This window comes from Glycomyces endophyticus (assembly GCF_039531525.1).
Lineage (GTDB): Bacteria > Actinomycetota > Actinomycetes > Mycobacteriales > Micromonosporaceae > Glycomyces > Glycomyces endophyticus.
In genome coordinates, this window is sequence record NZ_BAAAQF010000005.1 from 247,289 (window position 1) to 266,824 (window position 19,536).

18 protein-coding genes are annotated in these 19,536 nt (G+C 71.9%); 13 read left to right on the forward strand and 5 right to left on the reverse strand.

Features of this window, described 5'->3' with window-relative positions; all coding sequences use genetic code 11:
* The first annotated feature begins 13 nt into the window (after positions 1–13).
* The 4 genes from ABD419_RS07845 to ABD419_RS07860 all read left to right on the forward strand — a co-directional run bounded on the left by ABD419_RS07845 (position 14) and on the right by ABD419_RS07860 (position 4,832).
* Positions 14–1,165 (forward strand): VLRF1 family aeRF1-type release factor, encoded by a 1,152-nt coding sequence (locus tag ABD419_RS07845; protein WP_344484115.1) that lies wholly within the window; start codon positions 14–16, stop codon positions 1,163–1,165.
* A gap of 217 nt (positions 1,166–1,382) precedes the next feature.
* A complete protein-coding gene (locus tag ABD419_RS07850) occupies positions 1,383–2,792 on the forward strand; it encodes an FAD-dependent monooxygenase (RefSeq protein WP_344484117.1) in 1,410 nt (469 codons plus the stop codon).
* A 178-nt stretch (positions 2,793–2,970) separates the two neighbouring features.
* Complete coding sequence (locus ABD419_RS07855; protein ID WP_344484120.1) at positions 2,971–3,894, forward strand: endonuclease/exonuclease/phosphatase family protein; 924 nt, start codon at positions 2,971–2,973, stop codon at positions 3,892–3,894.
* Between the two features lie 68 nt (positions 3,895–3,962).
* Positions 3,963–4,832, forward strand: a complete 870-nt coding sequence (locus tag ABD419_RS07860) for an endonuclease/exonuclease/phosphatase family protein (protein WP_344484123.1) — start codon at positions 3,963–3,965, stop codon at positions 4,830–4,832.
* Here ABD419_RS07860 and ABD419_RS07865 read toward each other — a convergent pair.
* The 5 genes from ABD419_RS07865 to ABD419_RS07885 all read right to left on the reverse strand — a co-directional run bounded on the left by ABD419_RS07865 (position 4,829) and on the right by ABD419_RS07885 (position 11,872).
* Entirely contained in the window at positions 4,829–5,881 is a 1,053-nt protein-coding gene (locus ABD419_RS07865) for an NAD(P)-binding domain-containing protein (RefSeq protein WP_344485333.1), read from the reverse strand. The two genes, ABD419_RS07860 and ABD419_RS07865, sit on opposite strands and share 4 nt — an antisense overlap.
* A 90-nt stretch (positions 5,882–5,971) precedes the next feature.
* Positions 5,972–6,424 (reverse strand): DUF3291 domain-containing protein, encoded by a 453-nt coding sequence (locus tag ABD419_RS07870; protein WP_344484126.1) that lies wholly within the window; start codon positions 6,422–6,424, stop codon positions 5,972–5,974.
* Between the two features lie 83 nt (positions 6,425–6,507).
* Positions 6,508–7,233 carry a sulfite exporter TauE/SafE family protein gene (locus ABD419_RS07875; RefSeq protein WP_344484129.1) on the reverse strand — a complete coding sequence of 242 codons (726 nt, stop codon included), beginning with the start codon at positions 7,231–7,233 and terminating at the stop codon, positions 6,508–6,510.
* Positions 7,234–7,305: 72 nt separating this feature from the next.
* Positions 7,306–10,026 carry an aconitate hydratase AcnA gene (gene acnA, locus ABD419_RS07880; protein ID WP_344485336.1) on the reverse strand — a complete coding sequence of 907 codons (2,721 nt, stop codon included), beginning with the start codon at positions 10,024–10,026 and terminating at the stop codon, positions 7,306–7,308.
* A 382-nt stretch (positions 10,027–10,408) separates the two neighbouring features.
* On the reverse strand, positions 10,409–11,872 hold the full coding sequence (locus ABD419_RS07885) for an aminopeptidase P family protein (protein ID WP_344484131.1): 1,464 nt from the start codon (positions 11,870–11,872) through the stop codon (positions 10,409–10,411).
* A gap of 161 nt (positions 11,873–12,033) precedes the next feature.
* Between ABD419_RS07885 and ABD419_RS07890 the strand changes: the two genes are divergently transcribed.
* The 9 genes from ABD419_RS07890 (at position 12,034) to pheT (ending at position 19,417) form a co-directional block, all read left to right on the forward strand.
* Positions 12,034–12,345 carry a hypothetical protein gene (locus ABD419_RS07890; protein ID WP_344484134.1) on the forward strand — a complete coding sequence of 104 codons (312 nt, stop codon included), beginning with the start codon at positions 12,034–12,036 and terminating at the stop codon, positions 12,343–12,345.
* A complete protein-coding gene (locus ABD419_RS07895; protein ID WP_112140276.1) occupies positions 12,342–12,737 on the forward strand; it encodes a hypothetical protein in 396 nt (131 codons plus the stop codon). The genes ABD419_RS07890 and ABD419_RS07895 overlap by 4 nt, the downstream gene beginning before the upstream one ends.
* A 31-nt stretch (positions 12,738–12,768) precedes the next feature.
* Entirely contained in the window at positions 12,769–13,236 is a 468-nt protein-coding gene (locus ABD419_RS07900) for a PH domain-containing protein (RefSeq protein WP_344484137.1), read from the forward strand.
* Between the two features lie 335 nt (positions 13,237–13,571).
* Positions 13,572–14,216, forward strand: a complete 645-nt coding sequence (gene infC, locus ABD419_RS07905) for a translation initiation factor IF-3 (protein WP_344485339.1) — start codon at positions 13,572–13,574, stop codon at positions 14,214–14,216.
* A gap of 69 nt (positions 14,217–14,285) precedes the next feature.
* Positions 14,286–14,480, forward strand: a complete 195-nt coding sequence (gene rpmI, locus ABD419_RS07910; RefSeq protein WP_091043165.1) for a 50S ribosomal protein L35 — start codon at positions 14,286–14,288, stop codon at positions 14,478–14,480.
* Between the two features lie 48 nt (positions 14,481–14,528).
* Positions 14,529–14,912 (forward strand): 50S ribosomal protein L20, encoded by a 384-nt coding sequence (gene rplT / locus ABD419_RS07915; RefSeq protein WP_344484142.1) that lies wholly within the window; start codon positions 14,529–14,531, stop codon positions 14,910–14,912.
* A gap of 19 nt (positions 14,913–14,931) precedes the next feature.
* Positions 14,932–15,753: a TrmH family RNA methyltransferase gene (locus ABD419_RS07920; RefSeq protein WP_344484145.1), complete on the forward strand. Its 822-nt coding sequence runs from the start codon at positions 14,932–14,934 to the stop codon at positions 15,751–15,753.
* A gap of 130 nt (positions 15,754–15,883) precedes the next feature.
* Positions 15,884–16,945, forward strand: coding sequence for a phenylalanine--tRNA ligase subunit alpha (pheS, locus tag ABD419_RS07925; protein WP_344484148.1), 1,062 nt, complete (start codon positions 15,884–15,886; stop codon positions 16,943–16,945).
* A gap of 3 nt (positions 16,946–16,948) precedes the next feature.
* Positions 16,949–19,417 carry a phenylalanine--tRNA ligase subunit beta gene (pheT, locus tag ABD419_RS07930; protein WP_344484151.1) on the forward strand — a complete coding sequence of 823 codons (2,469 nt, stop codon included), beginning with the start codon at positions 16,949–16,951 and terminating at the stop codon, positions 19,415–19,417.
* Positions 19,418–19,536 lie beyond the last annotated feature (119 nt).

The window sequence follows — 19,536 nt, forward strand, 5'->3', positions numbered from 1 at the left end:
GAGGCGTTCAGCCATGCCCATGGATCGCGAGACGCAGATGAAGCTGGTGAACCTGCGGGACGACGCCGGCGTGCTCTCGCTCTACGTGAACGCCGACCCCCGGCAGGAAGGGTCCACCCCGCCCTGGCGGACGCGGCTCGACCAGGGCGTCAAGCAGCTCCTCGACGCCGTCGACAACGGCACCAGGTCCCTGCTGGGTCGCCGCGTCGAAGAGCTCAAGATCGACATCGAGGCGCTCGTCCGGCCCGGCTCGCCCGGGATCGGGCGGGCGCTGTTCGTCGCGCTCGGCAGCGGTGAGACCTTCACCGTCGAGATGCAGACGCCCCTGACCGACCGGGTCGCGCTCGGGCCGCGGTCGCACATCGCCCCGATGTTCGGCGCGTGGGCGGAGGGCTCGCCGGTCGGCGTCGCGGTCGTCGACGGCAAGGGGATGCGGCTGCTGGACAGCCGCTTCGGCAAGTGCGAGGAGGTCTCCGGCCTCCAGTTCGAGCTCGACACGACCGAGTGGCGCGTCATGAAGGGCCCCGGCGGGCACGGCCGCGACCACCACAGCTCCTCGACCCAGTACGACCTGTTCGACTACCGCGTCGCCGAGCACCTCCAGAAGTTCCTCGCCGCCGCCCACTCCACACTGGAGGAGCACACGGCCGAGTTCGGCTGGGAGCTCCTGGTCGTCACCGGCGATCCCGAGCTCGTCGAGGCCGCCTCGAAGTCGCTGAAGAACGGCGTCAAGGCCGAGGTGGTGCCCTCGCAGCTCATCCTGAGCCAGAAGTCGCCCGCGCAGATCCAGCAGCTCCTCGCCCCCGAGATCACCGCCGCCAGGCGGGCCCGGGACGCGCGGCTCGCCGCCGAGTTCGCCGAGGCCCCGCCGCGGGCCGCGATCGGATCGGAGGAGGTGCTCGACGCCCTGCAGGGGGGCCGGGTCGACCGGCTCGTGATCGAGCGCGACTCCGTGTGGAGCGCCCAGCGCATCCCCGCGGGCGCGGTCCTCGCGGACGCCGTCGCGCCCGGGGAGCCGGAGGTCGCCACGGCCGTCGCCGAGGCGCAGCTGGGCGAGGCGATGATCGCGATGGCGCTGGCGTCGGACGCCCGGGTGTCGATCCTCGGCGAGGGCGTCGAGCTGGGGGAGCAGGCCGGCGGTGTCGGCGCGTTCCTGCGCTGGTGACAGCCCCTTGAGTAGCTAGTTAGGTTATGCTAACCTATCTTCGGCAGTTCGAATTAGGGCCGCGAGTCTCTCACCTCTCGCGGCCCTAGCTGCGTTCTCGGGCTTGCCCCGGACTTTCATCTGCGTCACATTCGCGCCCGCGGGGTTCTGCGCCGAGGAAATTCATCGTATGTTGAATTCATCGAGTGATGAATTTCCAGACCCCCGGGAGCATCCCATGAACGAGCAGCAGCACGAGGTCATCGTCGTCGGAGCCGGCCCCACCGGGCTCCTCCTCGCGGGCGACCTCGCCGAAGCCGGCGTCAAGGTCCTCGTGCTCGAGAAGCGCGGCGCCGACATCTCGAACCTGTCCCGCGCCTTCGCCGTCCACGCCCGCACCCTCGAGGTCCTCGACGCCCGCGGCCTCGCCGACGACCTCTTCGCCCTCGGCGGCAACCGCCTCGGCGAGCTCTTCCTGTTCGGCAGCGCCAAGGTCAAGCTGAGCGGCCTCGACACGCGCTTCCCGTGCGTGCTCATGACGCCGCAGTACCACGTCGAGCGCGTCCTGCGCGAACGCGCCGTCGCGGCCGGGGCCGAGTTCCGATTCGGCTGCAAGGTCACCGGCGTCGACCAGGCCGCCGGCCGCGTCACCGTGCGCACCGAGGACGGCGACCGCACCGCGAGGTACGCCGTCGGCACCGACGGCGTCCGCTCCGCCGTCCGCGAGGCCGTCGGCATCCCCTTCCCCGGCGAGGCCGTCCTGGAGTCGATGATGCTCGCCGACGCCGTGCTCGACGCGCCGCCCGCCCACAGCCCCGCCGTCGGCAGCGCGAACGGCGCCTTCTGCTTCATCGCCGACTTCGGCGACGGCACCTGGCGCGTCATCGCCTGGAACGCCGCCGACCAGCGGGCCGAGGACGCCCCCGTCGACACCGCGGAGATCCGCACCGCCCTCACGCTCGCGTTCGGCACCGACTTCGGCATGCACGAGCCGCGCTGGCGCTCGCGGTTCCACGCCGACGAGCGCCAGGCCCCGGCCTACCGCGCCGGCGGCGTGTTCCTCGCCGGGGACGCCGCGCACTGCCACTCGCCCGCCGGCGGCATGGGCATGAACACCGGCATCCAGGACGCCGCGAACCTCTCGTGGAAGCTCGCCGCGGTCCTCCGCGGCGCCGACGCCGCCCTGCTCGACACCTACGAGGCCGAGCGCCACCCCGTCGGCGAGGAGGTCCTGCGCGCCAGCGGCCGCATCATCCGCGTCGCCGCCAACAAGTCGAAGGTCATGAAGGTCGTCCGCGGCGCGGTCCTCGGCACCGCGATGCGCCTCGAGCCGGTGCAGCACAAGGTCACCGGGATGATCAGCGGCATCGACGTGCGCTACCCGCACGGCCGCGGCGAGCACCGCCTCGTCGGCACCCGCGCCGAGGACGTCGACCTCGCGGACGGCTCGCGGCTCTACGAGGCCCTCCGCGGCGGCCGGTTCGCGGTCCTCGACGGCACCGAACCCACCGGGGCCGTCGACGTCGCCTCCGCCGAGCCCGACGGCCTCACCCGCGTCGTGCGCCCCGACGGGTACATCGGCTGGGCCGGCGAGGCCGACCCCGCGGCCGTCCGGGCCTATCTGGAGGCCCGCGCCGCGATCCACTGAGCCGCACCAGGGAAACCGGGACGGCGGCGGGCCCCGGCCCCCCCCCGTCCGTCTCTTGTGGGCGCGACGCCGCGCCGACGCGAGTTCGTCGCCCGTTCACCCGCTAAGGGTTGTGGTTTGGTGGCATTTGTCGTTCACTTACGATCCACCCGGTTTCATCCCGAGATATAGAGGTGCAATGACCAACGTCCTCAGTCGACGCGGCGTCCTCGGCGCCGGACTCGCCGTCGGCGCGACGGCCGTCGCCACCGGCGCCTTCTCCACAGCCGCGCACGCCCAGGAGACCCTCGGCAGCGCCCTCATCGGCGAGCCCCGGCGCGACCAGATCCACCTGCTCACCTTCAACATCCGGTACAAGGGCGACCCCACGCCCCACTCGTGGGAGGAGCGCCGGCCCCTCGTCAAGACCGTCCTCAAGCGAGAGAAGCCCACGGTCCTGTTCACGCAGGAGGGCCTGTACGGCCAGCTCCAGGACGTCCTGGAGGACCTGGACGACCACTACGACTGGATCCACCTCGGCCGCCTCGGCGGCTCGAAGTCGGAGGCCACCGCGATCTACTGGAACACCAAGCGCCTCAAGGTGGTCGAGTACGACCACCAGTGGCTCTCGGACACCCCGCTGCTCATCGGCTCCAAGAGCTGGGGCAACAACGTGGTGCGGATGCTCACCTGGATCCGGTTCCTGGACCTGCGCACCGGCAGGGAGTTCTACGTCGTCGACAACCACTTCGACCACCAGTCCGAGAACGCCCGCCAGCTCGGCGCCCAGATGAACCTCGACGTCATCGCGCCGTGGATCGAGGCCGGGTTCCCCGTCGTCACCGCCGGCGACTTCAACCAGGTCCCCGACACCCCGACCTACACCATCCTCGTGGACGGCGGCCTGGTCGACACCATGCTCGCCGCCGAAGAGCAGGTCACCCCGGTGTGGGGCACCTGGAACGGCTGGAATCCCGTCCCCAGCGAGACCGAGCGCCGCATCGACTGGATCCTCACCACCCCCGGCATCCGCGTCCTCAAGGCCGGGGTGAACACCTACGCCAAGGACGGCCTCTCCCCGTCCGACCACTGGCCCGCCCAGGCGCTCGTCGAACTCGCCTGACGCCGCGGCCGGCGCGCGAACCCGCAAGTCCCGGCGGGGCGACGGACCCGGGCGATATGGTCGCGACCATGAACCTCCTTCGGGCCGACGCCCCGCCGGAACCGCAGCCCCCGGCGGTGCTGCGGGGCGCGCCCTTGATCGGCCCGGTCGAGGCGCCGTTCGTGCACGTCATGACGTACAACCTCAAGTCGGCCTCGGGCAGCCCCGCGCACGCGTGGTGGGAGCGCCGGCCCCTCGTGCAGCAGCTGGTCCGCGCCGAGCGCCCCACCGTGCTGTGCACCCAGGAGGGCCGCTTCCGCCAGCTCCTGGAGCTGCGCGAGGACCTCGGCGGCTACGACTGGATCCACCTCGGCCGCGCCGGCGGCTCCCGCTCGGAGGCCACCGCGATCCTCTGGGACGCCTCGCGGGTGGCCCCGCTCGACTACGACCACCTCTGGCTCTCGCGCCACCCCGACCGGATCGGGTCGCGCAACTGGCGCTCGGGCACCGTGCGGATGCTGACCTGGGTCCGCTTCGAGGACAAGGCCACCGGGAAGGACTTCCACGTCGCCAACGTCCACCTCGACCACCGCTCGGAGAAGGCCCGCCGCAAGGGCGCGGAGATCTGCCGCGACGTGGTGCGCCGCTTCCAGGGCCCGGCCGTCCTCGCCGGGGACTTCAACTGCGGCCCCGACGCGAAGGCGCACGAGGTGCTGACCCGCGGCGGCCTGACCGACGCCTGGACCGCCGCCGGCGAGCGCCTCACCCCCGACTGGGGCACGTTCAACCGCTGGAGGCCCGAGCCCGCCGCCGGCCCGCGCATCGACTGGATCATGGCCAGATCCGGACCCCGCCGCCAGGAGCTCACCGTCCACAAGGCCGGCGTCAACGTCCGCACCGGGGACGGCGTCGCCCCCTCCGACCACTGGCCGGTGCAGGCGGTGCTCACGATCGGCTAGCGGCCGCTGAGGTACTCGCGGATCTCCCGCACCGCGGCCCGCCCGGCGCGGTTCGCGCCCACGGTGCTCGCCGAGGGCCCGTAGCCCGCGAGGTGGATGCGCGGATCGGCCGCGACCCTGGTGCCGTCCATGACGATCCCGCCGCCCGGCCCGCGCAGCTTCAGCGGCGCCAGGTGGTCGAGCGCGGCCCGGAACCCGGTCGCCCACAGGATCGTGTCGGCGGGCACGAAGCGGCCGTCGTCCCAGGCCACACCGCCGGGCTCGATCCGGTCGAACATCGGATTTCGGTCGAGGACGCCCGCCTCGCGGGCGGCCCGGACCTCGGGCGTGAGCGGGACGCCGGTGACGCTGATGACCGACTGCGGGCGCAGGCCCCGGCGCACGCGCTCCTCGACCATCGCCACGGCCTCGCGGCCCCGGTCGGGGTTGAAGTCGCCGCTGCGCCACTGCGGCTCGCGCCGCGTCACCCAGGTGGTGGCGGCCGCGAGCGGGTGGATCTCCATGAGGTGCTGCATCGCGGAGATGCCGCCGCCGACGACCACGACGCGCTCGCCCGCGAACGCCTCGGGCCCGCGGTACTGGGCGGTGTGCAGCTGCCGGCCCGCGAACGCCTCTTGGCCCGCGTAGCGCGGCCAGAACGGGCGCTCCCACGTGCCGGTGGCGTTGACCAGGGCCTTCGCGAGCCACGTGCCGCGGTCGGTGGCGACCTCCAGGCGCTTGTCGGGGAGCGACCGCACCGAGCGCACCGAGACGGGGCGCTGGACGCGCAGGTCGAACTCGCGCTCGTAGGCGGCGAAGTACTCGGAGAGGACCCCGGCGACCGGGGTCGACTCGTCGGGTTCGGGCACGGGCATCCCCGGGAGCCGGTAGACCCCGTTCACGGTCTTGAACGTGAGGGTCGGCCACCGGAACTGCCACGCCCCGCCCGCGTGCGGCGCGTGGTCGAGGACGGCGAACCCGGTCCCGGGCTCGAAGTGGCGGCGCAGGAAGTACGCGGCCGACAGGCCCGCCTGGCCGGCCCCGATCACGACGACGTCCACTTCCCGGATCACCTCAGGCGAAACGCCCCGGCGGGGGCCGTGATTCCGGGAGGTGAGGGCCTTCACGCGTCCGGCGCCGCGCCTGTGTCACCCGGTTCCCTACGCCTTCGGCTGCGTGAACTCCGCCTTGAGCGTGAACGCCTCCGGCGTCGGCCCCTTCTCCCGCAGCAGCGTCAGCCGCTTCTCCGCGTCCTGCACCGTCGGCCGCTCGCCCGCGGGCACCCACCACAGGCAGGTCACGGCCTCCTGGAGGTGCTCGAACCACTCGCGGCGGCGCCGCAGGTAGGGCCGGTGGACGGTCCCGTAGACATACGCGCGCAGCGCCTCCGGCCCGGTCCACACCGACATGTTGACGATGAGCCACTCGTCGCCCCAGAACCGGAAGCCGGTCGCGCCGTCGCCCTCGCCGTCGACCAGCCGCCACACGAACCCGTCCGCGGCCTCCGCCGCGGCGTTCACCACCGCGAGGCCGTCCATGAAGTCCCGCATGACCGGCGAGTCCAGGCGCCCGCGCATCCGCCCGATGTTCACCTGCGCCAGTTCGTAAGCCATGCAGCGAGCCTGCCAGCGCCGCGACCGCGCCGTCAACGCCCGGACCCGAAACCCAGTCGCGCCCCAGTCGACTGGGATTCCCGTCAGGCGACGGCGAAGGCCCTGGCGAGGACCGAGGCCGAGCTGACGACGAGGAGGGCGAGGACGACCCGCCGGAACCGGGCGGCGTCGAGGCGCTTGAAGAGGTGCTCGCCCGCGACGATGCCGATGACGAGGCCGGGGAGGCCGATGAGGACCGCCTTGCCGACCTCGGCGGTGAGCGCTCCGGCGACGGCGAAGCCGATCATCGCGGCGATGCTGGTCGCCGCGAAGGAGACCGCGAGGGTCGCGCGCTGGACCCGCGGCTCCAGGCCGAGGCCCTGCGCCGCGGCGACCATGGGCGGGCCGTCGACGCCGGTGGCGCCGTAGGAGGCCCCGGCGAAGAAGCTGACGCCGGCGAGGGTCGCAGTGCCGCCGGGGAGCGCGACGCGGGCCCACACGATGGCGGTGCCGAGCAGCACCACGCCCGCGATGACGAACATGAGGCCGGTCTGCGGCAGCGCGCTGAGCGCCCAGACGCCGAGCGGGACGCCGGGGACGCCGCAGCCGAGGATCACCGCGAGGAGCCGGCGGTCGATGTCGGCCCGGTTCTTCACCGCGATCGACACGCTGACGGGCGCGGCGATGATGCTTGAGACGACGACGGCCGTGACGGGGTCGAGGAGGAACGCGAGCGGCGGCACGGCGACGAGGGAGAAGCCGAACCCGGCGGTGGAGCGCACGACGGAGGCGACGGCGAGCACGGCGAAGACGCCGAGGAGGGTGAGCATGGAGGGCTTTCGGTTCGGGGGAAGGGAGAAGGGGCGGACCGCGAACGGCCCGCCCCTTGCGACTCGGACGTCTTACCCGGCCAGGAGGCCGCGCAGGACGTACTGGAGGATGCCGCCGTTGCGGTAGTACTCGGCCTCGCCCGGGGTGTCCAGGCGGACCACGGCCTCGAAGGTGGTGACGGTGCCGTCGGGGCCGGTGGCGGTGACGGTCACCGTCTCCGGGATGCCCTCGTTGATGGCGGTGACGCCGGTGATCGACACCGTCTCCTCGCCGGTGAGGCCGAGGCTCTGGTGCGACTCGCCCTCGGGGTACTGGAGCGGGAGGACGCCCATGCCGATGAGGTTCGAGCGGTGGATGCGCTCGTACGACTCGGTGATGACGGCCTTGACGCCCAGCAGGAGGGTGCCCTTGGCGGCCCAGTCGCGGCTGGAGCCGGTGCCGTACTCCTTGCCGGCGAAGATCACCAGCGGGGTCCCAGCGGCGGCGTAGTTCTGGGCCGCGTCGTAGATCGTCGACACGGGGCCGCCGGCCTGCGTGAAGTCGCGGGTCCAGCCGCCCTCGGTGCCCGGTGCGAGCTGGTTGCGCAGGCGGATGTTCGCGAAGGTGCCGCGGACCATGACCTCGTGGTTCCCGCGGCGGGCGCCGTAGGAGTTGAAGTCGGCCGGGGACACGCCCTGGCCCTTCAGGTACTCGCCGGCGGGCGAGTCGGCCTTGATGGAGCCGGCGGGGGAGATGTGGTCGGTGGTGACCGAGTCCCCGAGTTTGGCGAGGACGCGGGCGCCGTGGACGTCCTCGATCGCGCCCGGCGTCGCCGGCATGCCTTCGAAGTAGGGGGCCTTGCGCACGTAGGTCGAGGCGTCGTCCCACTCGAAGGTGTCGCCGGTCGGGATCGGCAGGGACTGCCAGGTCTCGTCGCCGTCGAAGACCGAGGCGTACTCCTTGAGGAACATGTCGCGGCCGATGTGGCCGTCGACGACCTCGCGGATCTCCTCGGCGGAGGGCCAGATGTCGCGCAGGTACACGTCCTGGCCGTCCTTGCCCTGGCCGATGACGTCGGTCGTGAGGTTCACGTCCATGGTCCCGGCGAGGGCGTAGGCGACGACCAGCGGCGGGCTGGCGAGGTAGTTCATCTTGACGTCGGGGTTGATGCGCCCCTCGAAGTTGCGGTTGCCCGAGAGCACGGCGGCGACGGCGAGGTCGCCGGCCTGGACCGCGGCCGAGGTCTCCTCGGGGAGCGGGCCGGAGTTGCCGATGCAGGTGGTGCAGCCGTAGCCGACGAGGTTGAACCCGAGCTTGTCGAGGTACGGGGAGAGCCCGGCGCGCTGGAGGTACCCGGTGACGACCTGGGACCCGGGCGCGAGCGAGGTCTTGACCCACGGCTTGGAGAGCAGGCCGGCCTCGACGGCGTTCTTGGCGAGGAGGCCCGCGCCGACCATGACGTACGGGTTCGAGGTGTTGGTGCACGAGGTGATCGCGGCGATCACGACGGCGCCGTGGTCGAGCTCGAACTCGCCGGCCTCGGACTTGACGGTCTGCGGGTTGTGCGGGCGGTTCCCGTTGGGGGACTGCGCGGGGGCGTCGGAGCCCGGGAAGGACTCGATGCCCGGCTCGTCGGCCACGTAGGAGGCGACGTCGCGGCGCCACTGGCGGCCGGCCTCGTCGAGCTGGATGCGGTCCTGCGGGCGCTTGGGCCCGGCGATGGAGGGGACCACGGTCGAGAGGTCGAGCTCCAGGTACTCGGAGTACTGGGCCTCCTGCGACGGGTCGTGCCACATGCCCTGGGCCTTGGCGTAGGCCTCGACGAGGGCGATCTGCTCCTCGGTGCGGCCGGTCAGGCGCAGGTAGTCGACGGTGCGCTCGTCGATGGGGAAGATGCCGCAGGTGGACCCGAACTCGGGGGCCATGTTGCCGAGCGTGGAGCGGTCGGCGACGGGCACCGAGGCGACGCCCTCGCCGTAGAACTCGACGAACTTGCCGACGACGCCGTGGTCGCGGAGCATCTCGGTGATGGTGAGGACGAGGTCGGTGGCGGTGGTCCCGGGCGGGAGGTCGCCGGAGAGCTTGAAGCCGACGACGCGCGGGATGAGCATGGAGATGGGCTGGCCGAGCATCGCGGCCTCCGCCTCGATGCCGCCGACGCCCCAGCCGAGCACGCCGATGCCGTTCTCCATGGTGGTGTGGGAGTCGGTGCCGACGCAGGTGTCGGGGTAGGCGACGCCGTCGCGGGTCATGACGACGCGCGCGAGGTGCTCGATGTTGACCTGGTGGACGATGCCGGTGCCGGGCGGGACGACCTTGAACTCGTCGAAGGCGGTCTGGCCCCAGCGCAGGAACTGGTAGCGCTCGCGGTTGCGCTCGTACTCACGCTCGACGTTGCGCTGGAAGGAGTCGGGGCGGCCGAAGAAGTCGACGATCACGGAGTGGTCGATGACCATCTCGGCGGGCGCGAGCGGGTTGACCTTGGAGGGGTCGCCGCCGAGGTCGCGGACGGCCTCGCGCATGGTGGCGAGGTCGACGACGCAGGGGACGCCGGTGAAGTCCTGCATGATGACGCGCGCGGGCGTGAACTGGATCTCGGTGTTCGGCTTGGCGGCCGGGTCCCAGGAGCCGAGGGCGCGGATGTGGTCCGCGGTGATGTCGGCGCCGTCCTCGTTGCGCAAGAGGTTCTCGAGGAGGACCTTGAGGCTGTACGGCAGCCGCTGGTGGCCCTCCACCTTGTCGATGCGGAAGATGTCGTAGTCGTGTTCGCCGACCCGCAGCGTTTCGCGGGCGCCGAAGGAGTCCGTACTCACCATGAGAGCTCCTCGATTGAGACTGCAGGTCGGTCTCAGTCTGCCGCAACCCGAGAGGCCGGGGACCACGGTTGAGGACCATGGCCGGGCAGAGCCGCCGACTCTTAAACAGTACGTCCGTCTTATTTAACGGTTCCAACTGTAGCACTCGGCGTTCCGGGGAGGTTGCTTAGCCGACCCTAAGCGCACGTGTGTGGCGTGGATCGCCAAGGGAGGGACCGCATCAGGAATTAAAGGCCGGCGGCGGCTGGCGGTTGTGTGCGGTGGCGCAGCCGCCGCCGGCCCGGTGCGGTGGATATAAGTCTTAAATCGGACTATACGCGCCGGGCATCCAGGGCCGTCACCGGCCCATGGACACCCGACACCACCTGTGGAAACGCCGCTACTCGCCCGCGAGTCGCGGACCCGCCTCGCGCTGCTCGGCGAGCCAGGTCTCCACCTCGTCGGAGGTCCGCGGGAGCCCGGCCGAGAGGTTCTCGCAGCCGTCGGCGGTGACCCGCACGTCGTCCTCGATGCGGATGCCGACGCCGCGCAGCTCCTCGGGGACGAGCTCGTCGTTGGACTGGAAGTACAGCCCCGGCTCGACGGTGAGGACGAAGTCCTCCTGCACCGCGCCCTTGTAGTAGTGCTCGGGCCGCGAGGCCGCGCAGTCGTGCACGTCGAGGCCGAGCATGTGCCCGAAGCCGTGCAGCGTCCAGCGCCGGTAGATCAGCGAGTCCTTGTCGAGCGCCTCGTCCACCGTGCCCGGCAGGATGCCCAGGTCGCTCAGGCCCTCGGCGAGGACCCGCATGCAGGTCTGGTGGATCTCCTGGAACTCGGTGCCCGGCCGGATGACGTCCATGCCGGCCTGCTGCGAGGCGTGCACGATGTCGTACACCTGCTTCTGGAGCGGCGTGAACCGCCCGTCCACGGGGATCGTGCGGGTGACGTCGGCGGTGTAGAGGTGGTGGTTCTCCACGCCCATGTCCATCAGGAGCAGCTCGCCGGTCTTGGTCGCGCCGTCGTTGGTGATCCAGTGGAGCGTGGTCGCGTGCGAGCCGGCGCCGACGATCGAGTCGTAGCCCAGGCCGTTGCCCTCCAGGCGCGCCCGCGAGCGGAAGACGCCCTCGATGAGCCGCTCGGAGACCGAGCCGGTGGCCGGGATGATCCGGGCCACGTCCTCGAAGCCGCGCACGGTGATGTCGACCGCGTCCTGGAGCTGCTCCAGCTCCCACGAGTCCTTGCGCAGCCGCAGCTCCGAGAGGACCGCCGCCAGCTCGCCGTCGCGGGTCAGCGCGCCCGCCGAGGCGTCCTCGTCCGCGAACCGCGCGTCGAGCTTCGCGTCGAAGCCGCGCAGCAGGCGCGTGCGCGGGCGCTCGGCGCCCTTGAGCGCCTCGCCGAGCCCCTCGACGTCCCTGCACGGCAGGCCCAGGCGCACCTCGGTCTCGTCCAGGGAGTACTTGCGGCCGATCCACAGCTCGCCGTACTGCGCGGAGCGGAAGAACTCGTCGGAGTCGGTGCCCTTGCGGGGCCGGCGGTACAGGACCGCCTCGTGGCCGTCGCCGCTCGGGTGCAGCACCAGGACGCCCTCGGGGTCCTGGTCGCCGGTGAGCCACACGAAGTCCGAGCCGGCGCGGAACGGGAAGTACGTGTCGTTCGAGCGCCGCTGCTCCGCACCGGTCGGGACGATCACCACCTCGCCGGGGAACGCCGCCGAGAGCGCCGCGCGGCGGCGGGCGGTCGAGGCCGCCTGCGGCAGCGGAGCCGCGTCCAGGTCCAAGGGCCCCCATCCGGAGCGCATGAACTCCAGGAACTTCTCGGGGAACTTCGGGTCGTGGGGTCGCTCCCCGGACTTCGTCTCGGCCATCGCCGTTCCTTTCCTCTGTACCTGTCGCGCGGCTAGGGGCCCGCGCTCCCTGACGGTACCGCGTCCGGCCGCGCCCGCGGCACGCAAGCGCCGCCATGACCCGGCCCGCGACGCTCCCGGCCGGTCGCCTCGAACGCGACGGCACGGCTACCCTGAGGATCGTGACCGATCGCGCCAATTCGTCGCTCAACCCACCCCCGAACCAGGGGGCGGCCCCCTCGCGCTCGAGCGTCACCCTCACCGAAGCCCAGCTCGAGCAGATCCGCCGCCTCGTGGCGGTCGGCCGGGCCGAGTCCGTCGACGACTACGTCGGCGCCGCCGTCGCCGAGCGCCTCGAGCGCGACCGCTCCCTCACCGAGCTCCAGGACCTCTTCGAGCGCAAGGGCCAGGGCCCCAGCGCCGAGCACCTCGCGTGGGCCCGCGAAGTCCTGGGCGTCGAGGAGAAGGAGCGCGACGGGGAGGCGCGTCCATGATCGGTGGCCGCATCCTGGACGTGTCGGCCATCGTCGGATTCGCCACCTCCATGCCCTACCCCCAGGCCGTGGTGTTCACCGCGCTGGAGCAGAACGTGGTCCTCGCGATCCCCTCCGGGGCGCTCGCCGAGGCCTGGTCCCAGGCCCGCCGCCGCGACCGCGACGCCCTCCTGGTCCTGCTCGGCCTGCCCGTCACCGTGGTCATGGACCTCGACCAGAAGTCCGCCCGCGACGTCGGCCTCATGCTCTCGCGCTCGCGCCAGCACGGCAACATCGCCGCCGGGCACGTCGCCTGGTGTGGCCTGAACCGCCCCGGCTGGCCCATCGTCACGGGCGAGCCGAAGACCTTGCTTGCATTCGATTCCAGCCTGGAGATCGACCAGCTGCCGTGAGGCGCCGGTCGAGGGACACTAGAGGAGCAGCGTGACCGCCGCACAGGAGCAGTCGATGACCACCACCGGCCCCCTCGATTACCGACCCCGCAAGTCCCGGATCGGCGCCTGGATCGGCGCGGCCGTGGCCTTCGTCGGGTTCACCGCGCTGTCCTTCACCCTCGGCTCGACCACCGTCGAGGGCGGCGCCGTCACCGTCGCCGACCAGGCCGCCATGATCGGGCTCGGCGTCGTCGGCGCCGGCATCGCCCTGAGCTTCCTGCGCCTGCGCGTGCGCGCCGACGAGCGGGGGATCGAGGTGCGCAACGTCACCGCCACCCGCTTCTTCCCGTGGCAGGTCGTCACCGCGATCAACTTCACCGACAAGATGACCTGGGCCACCGTCGAACTCGCCGACGACGACGAGATGTCGATCATGGCCGTGCAGGTCAGCGACAAGGAGCGGGCTGTGGCGGCGATCAAACACCTGCGAGCGCTCTTGGAGCAGTCCCGCAGCTGAGTGCTAGGATGGCGTGTCGATCGCACCGCGTCCTTCACTTGAACGACGGCAGGTGCTAGCAAGCGGAGTCCAGCTCCCACCCGCAGCCGGGTCCCTCGGGACCGACTGGCGACCGGGTCACAAGACGGCAGACGACTCTGCCGTGCTTTGGAGTGGACCCCGGCATACGCTGGGGTCCTTCTTTGTTGGGACCTCATGCCCGAGGCCGCTGGGTCACGCTTGCGCGACGAGCCGCCGATGCACCCGCACCGGCGACGACCCGAAAGCCACAGGGGCGCCGGTGCGACCGCACCGGCGAGCAGCTCAACCAAGGAGGCCCCATCAGCGATTTGCGGATTAACGACCAGATCCGGACGAAGGAAGTGCGTCTGGTCGGCCCGGCAGGCGAGCAGGTCGGCATCGTGTCGATCGACAAGGCCCTGCAACTGGCCGCGGACGTCGACCTCGACCTGGTCGAGGTCGCTCCCACCGCGCGTCCGCCGGTCTGCAAGCTCATGGACTACGGCAAGTACAAGTACGAGTCCGCTCAGAAGGCCCGTGCCTCGCGCCGCAACCAGCAGCAGACCGTCATCAAAGAGATGAAGCTCCGGCCCAAGATCGACAAGCACGACTACGAGACCAAAAAGGGTCACATCGTGCGGTTCCTGACGGCCGGCGACAAGGTCAAGATCACCATCATGTTCCGCGGCCGCGAGCAGTCGCGACCGGAGCTGGGACGCCGCCTGCTGGACAAGCTCGCGGAGGAGATCTCGGACCTCGCGGTCATCGAGTCCGCTGCGAAGCAGGACGGCCGCAACATGATCATGGTCGTCGCGCCGATCCGCCCCAAGGGCGAGATCAACAAGGCCGGCGGCGGACGCAAGGGCCGCGACCGCGACGAGGCCGCCGAGGCCGAGCCGGTCGAGCAGGCCGAGCCGGCGCAGGCCGCCGCTCCGGCCGAGGCCCCTGCCGAGAAGCCCGACGAAGCGCCCGCGACCTAGACCGCGTGCGAGGACGGGCCGGGCGCGGGAACGCGCCCGACCTCGTCTGGACTGACTAAGGAGAAGCACATGCCGAAGATGAAGACCCACAGCGGTGCCAAGAAGCGGTTCAAGGTGACCGGCTCGGGCAAGCTGATGCGCCGCAAGGCCGGCAAGAACCACCTGCTGGAGCACAAGTCCTCCAAGCTCAAGCGTGGCAAGGACGGCCGCGTCGCCGTCTCCCCGGCCGACGTCAAGCAGGTCAACAAGCTGCTGGGCCGCTAGCTCGCTCCGATTGACTTCCATCCGCTTTTAACCGCAAGGAGACCTACTGTGGCACGCGTCAAGCGTTCGATGAACGCCAAGAAGAAGCGCCGCGTCGTACTCGAAGAGGCCAAGGGCTACCGCGGGCAGCGCTCGCGCCTGTACCGCAAGGCCAAGGAGCAGCTGCTCCACTCGTACACCTACTCGTACCGCGACCGCAAGGCCCGCAAGCGCGAGTTCCGCAAGCTGTGGATCACCCGCATCAACGCCGCAGCCCGCGCGAACGGCCTCACCTACAACCGCTTCATCCAGGGCCTCGCCCTGGCCGAGGTCGAGGTGGACCGCAAGATCCTCGCCGAGCTGGCCGTCAACGACGCCGCCGCGTTCACCGCCCTCGTCGAGGTGGCCAAGGCCGCCCTCCCCGAGGACGTCAACGCCCCGGTCGAGGCCTAGGAACACGGGCATCGCCGACATGAGCGCAGATGAACCCGGGACGGACGCGCTGACCGCGCGCTCGTCCCGGGTCGTCGCCGCCCGCAAGCTCCAGCGCCGGCGCGGCCGCGAGAAGGCCGAGCGGTTCCTCGCCGAGGGCCCCCAGGCCGTCCGCGAGGCCGTCGCCGCCGGCGCGGTCACCGACCTGTTCTACGACCTCGACGCCGACACGCGCCACTCGGACCTGATCGACACCGCGGTCGCCGCGGGCGCCCACGTGCACCCGTGCACCGACGACGCGCTCGCGTCCCTCGCCGAGACCGTGACCCCGCAGGGGCTCGTCGCGGTCTGCCGCTTCCTCGACCAGCGGCTCCCCGAAGACCCGAAGCTCATCGCGGTCCTCCACGGCATCACCGACCCCGGGAACGCCGGGACCGTGCTCCGCGCGGCCGACGCCGCCGGGGCCGACTGCGTGGTCTTCGGCACCGACTCGGTCGACCCGTACAACGGCAAGTGCGTGCGCTCCTCCGCCGGGAGCCTCTTCCACCTGCCCGTCGTGCGCGCCGCCGACACCGCGGACATGCTCGACGTCTTCCCGCACGCCCAGATCCTCGCGGCCGCGGCCGGCGGCGAGGACCTGTACGAGCTCGACGCCGCCGGAGACCTCGACGCGCCCACCGTGTGGCTGCTCGGCTCCGAGGCCCACGGCCTGGACGACGAGACCGCCGCGCTGGCGCACCGCCGCGTGGGCGTCCCGATCTGGGGGAAGGCCGAGAGCCTGAACCTCGCCGTCGCCGCCGGGCTCTGCCTGTACGCGAGCGCCGCCGCGCAGCGCAGGAAGTTAGAATGGGCTCATGTCTGACGGCCACCGCGAATTTATCCAGCCCGCCGGGTGCGGGCTGGGCGGTTAGCCGACCACCTCTCCCCAGCGGGCTGCGGCAGCGCCGCACGCCTTCCTTAGACTGCTGAAGGTCCCGCCAGGAGAGAGACGAATGAGCACTGAGAACGAGGCTGGCCTGCTCCAGCCCGAGGCCCTGTCCAGGGCCGTGAAAGACGCCGCCGCCGCCATCGAGGGGGCCGCGAACCTCGACCAGCTCGCCGCCGCGAAGTCCGCGACGCTCGGCGACAAGTCGCCGGTGTCGCTGGCCCGCAGGGCGATCGGTTCCATCCCCGGTCCCGAGCGCGGCGAGGCCGGGCGCAACGTCAACGCCGCCCGCACCGAGATCACGGCCGTCTACGAGGCCCGCGAGGAGATCCTGAAGGCCGCCGAGGCGGCCCGCGTCCTCCGCGAGGAGACCGTCGACGTCACCGCGCGCACCCCGCGCCGCCGCGAGGGCGCCCGCCACCCGATCAACGTGCAGATGGACCGCATCGCGGACCTGTTCGTCGCCATGGGCTACCAGATCGGCGAGGGCCCCGAGGTCGAGCTGGAGTGGTTCAACTTCGACGCCCTCAACATCCACCCCGACCACCCGGCCCGGACCATGATGGACACGTTCCACATCGCCGACGGCAAGGGCGAGTACGGGTCGAACATGGTGCTGCGCACGCACACCTCGACCGTGCAGATCCACACCATGCTCACGCAGGAGCCGCCGATCTACACGGTCGCGCCCGGCCGCGTGTACCGCACCGACGAGGTCGACGCCACGCACTCGCCGGTGTTCCACCAGACCGAGGGCCTCGTGGTCGACGAGGGCATCACCATGGCCGACCTCAAGGGCACCCTCGACCACTTCGCGAAGTCGGTGTTCGGCGAGGACGCGGTGACGCGCCTGCGGCCCTCGTACTTCCCGTTCACCGAGCCCAGCGCCGAGGTGGACGTCTGGTTCGCCGCGCACAAGGACGGCGCCCGCTGGATCGAGTGGGGCGGCTGCGGCATGGTCAACCCGCGGGTGCTGCGCGCCTGCGGCATCGACCCCGACGTGTACTCGGGCTTCGCGTTCGGCATGGGCGTCGAGCGGGCGCTCATGCTCCGCCACGGCATCACCGACCTGCGCGACATCATCGACGGCGACGTCCGGTTCCCCGCCGGCCTGCGAGTGGAGGAGTAGACGATGAGGATTCCCGTTTCCTGGCTCGCCGAGTACGCCGCCCTGCCCGCGGACCTGACCACCGAGGCGCTCGACGCCGCGCTCGTGGAGTGCGGCCTCGAGGTCGAGGAGGTCGACGACCTCCGCGGGCGCGTCACCGGCCCGCTCGTGGTCGGCCGCGTCGCCTCGATCGAACTCCTCACCGAGTTCAAGAAGCCGATCCGCCACTGCCAGGTCGAGGTCGGCGAGGCCGAGCCGCGCTCGATCATCTGCGGCGCCATGAACTTCGCCGAGGGCGACCTCGTCGTGGTCGCGCTGCCGGGCGCGGAGCTGCCCGGCGGCTTCACGATCGCCTCGCGCAAGACCTACGGCCGCCTCTCCGACGGCATGATCTGCTCGGCCCGCGAGCTCGGCGTCTCCGACGAGCACGACGGCATCATCATCCTGCCCGAGGGCACCGTGGGCGAGGACGCCCGCGCGGTCGTCGGCCTCGACGACGTCGTCTTCGAGCTCGCGATCACCCCCGACATGGGCTACTGCTTCTCCGTGCGCGGCATCGCCCGCGAGGTCGCGCACCGCCTCGGCGTCGCGTTCACCGACCCGGTCGCGAAGGCCGCGGAGCCGAAGGCCACCGAGCACCCGCCGTACCCGGTCCGGGTGGAGACCGACGGATGCACGCGGTTCACGCTGCGCGAGGTGCGCGACGTGGACGCCAACGCCGAGGCCCCCGAGTGGATGGCGAAGCGCCTGGTCCAGGCCGGGATGCGCCCGCTGGGCCTCGCGGTCGACGTCACCAACTACCTGATGCTCGAACTGGGCCACCCGCTGCACGCCTTCGACCGGGACGCCCTCCAGGACGTCCTGGTGGTGCGCCGCGCGCAGCCCGGCGAGACGCTGAAGACCCTCGACGACGTCGAGCGGAAGCTCGACCCCGAGGACATGGTCATCTGCGACGCGTCCGGTCCGCTCTCGCTGGCCGGCGTCATGGGCGGCCTCACCTCCGAGGTCGTGCCCGGCACCCGGAACGTGCTCATCGAAGCGGCCCACTGGGACCCGACCTCGATCGCGCGCACCTCCCGCCGGCACAGGCTCACCTCCGAGGCGTCCAAGCGCTACGAGCGCGGCGCCGACGCGGCGATCTCGATGCTCGCCGCGCAGCGCGCCGCCGACCTCCTCGTGGAGTACGGCGGCGGCACGCTCGTGGAGGAGGTCGCCGACATCGACCACCGCACGCCGATCACCGCGATCGAGCTGCCCGTGGACCGACCGGCCAAGACTGTCGGCGTCGACTACGACCGCGCGACCGTGGTCGCGATGCTCGAAGCGTCCGGCTGCACCGTCGAAGGCGAGGGCGACGTCCTCACCGTGACCCCCGCGTCCTGGCGCCCCGACATCACCGACCCGGCCGACCTGGTCGAGGAGGTGGTGCGGCTGCACGGCTACGCGCACGTCCCGTCCGCGACGCCCCGCGCGATCGCCGGGACCGGGCTGACCTCCGCGCAGCGGCGCCGCCGCCGCGTGGCGCGCGCCTTGGCGGACAACGGGTTCACCGAGACGTACACGTTCCCGTTCGTCTCCCGCGACCGCGCCGACGAGCTGGGGCTGGACGAGAAGGACCCGCAGCGCGAGGCCGTCGCCGTGCTCAACCCGCTCGACGACGCCGCGCCGCTGCTGCGCGCCACGGTGCTCGCGAGCCTGGTGAACGCCGTGCGCATCAACCTGGCGCGCGGCGCGAAGGACCTCGCGGTCTTCGAGGAGGGCCTGGTCTTCCAGCCCGCCGAGGGCTGGACCGAGCTCGACACGGTGGTCCTGCCGGTCTCCAGGCGCCCCGAGGACGAGGCCATCGCGGCCGCGATCCGGCGCCTGCCGGTGCAGCCGCGGCACGTCGCCGCGGTCCTGTGCGGCCAGGCCGTTCCGGCCGGGATCGACTCGCCCGGACGGGCCGTCGACTGGGCCGACGCCGTCGAGGCCGCCGAGATCGTGGCCGCCGCCGCGGGCGTGGACCTCGAGACGGCGCAAGGGGAGGCCGCGCCGTGGCACCCGGGCCGCTGCGCCGAGCTGCGCGTGGACGGCATCGTCGTCGGGCACGCCGGCGAGCTGCACCCGGAGGTCTGCGACCGCCTGGGGCTGCCGCGCCGCACCGCCGCGATGGAGCTCGACCTGACCGCGCTGCCGCTGCCCGACCTCGCGCCCGCGCCGGTGATCTCGCACTTCCCGGCGACGCTCATCGACGTCGCCGTGGTCGTGGCCGAGGCCGTCCCCGCCGGGCAGGTCGAGGCCGCCCTGCGCGAGGGCGCCGGGGAGCTGCTCGAAGGCCTGCGCCTGTTCGACGTCTACCGCGACGCGAAGCTCGGCGAGGGCCGGAAGTCGCTGGCGTTCAAGCTGGAGCTGCGCGCCGCCGACCGGACCCTCACCAACGAGGAGGGCGTCGCCGTCCGCGACGCCGCCGTCGCGGTCGCCGCCGAGCGGTTCGGGGCCGGACTGCGCGAATAACCCCGCTCTTCCAGTACGACAGGGGCGCGGTGCCACCACGGTGGCACCGCGCCCTCACTGCGTGTCCGACTCGCCGGTGATTTCGGCATAAAGGCGGAGCCGCGGCGTGTCGCATGGTC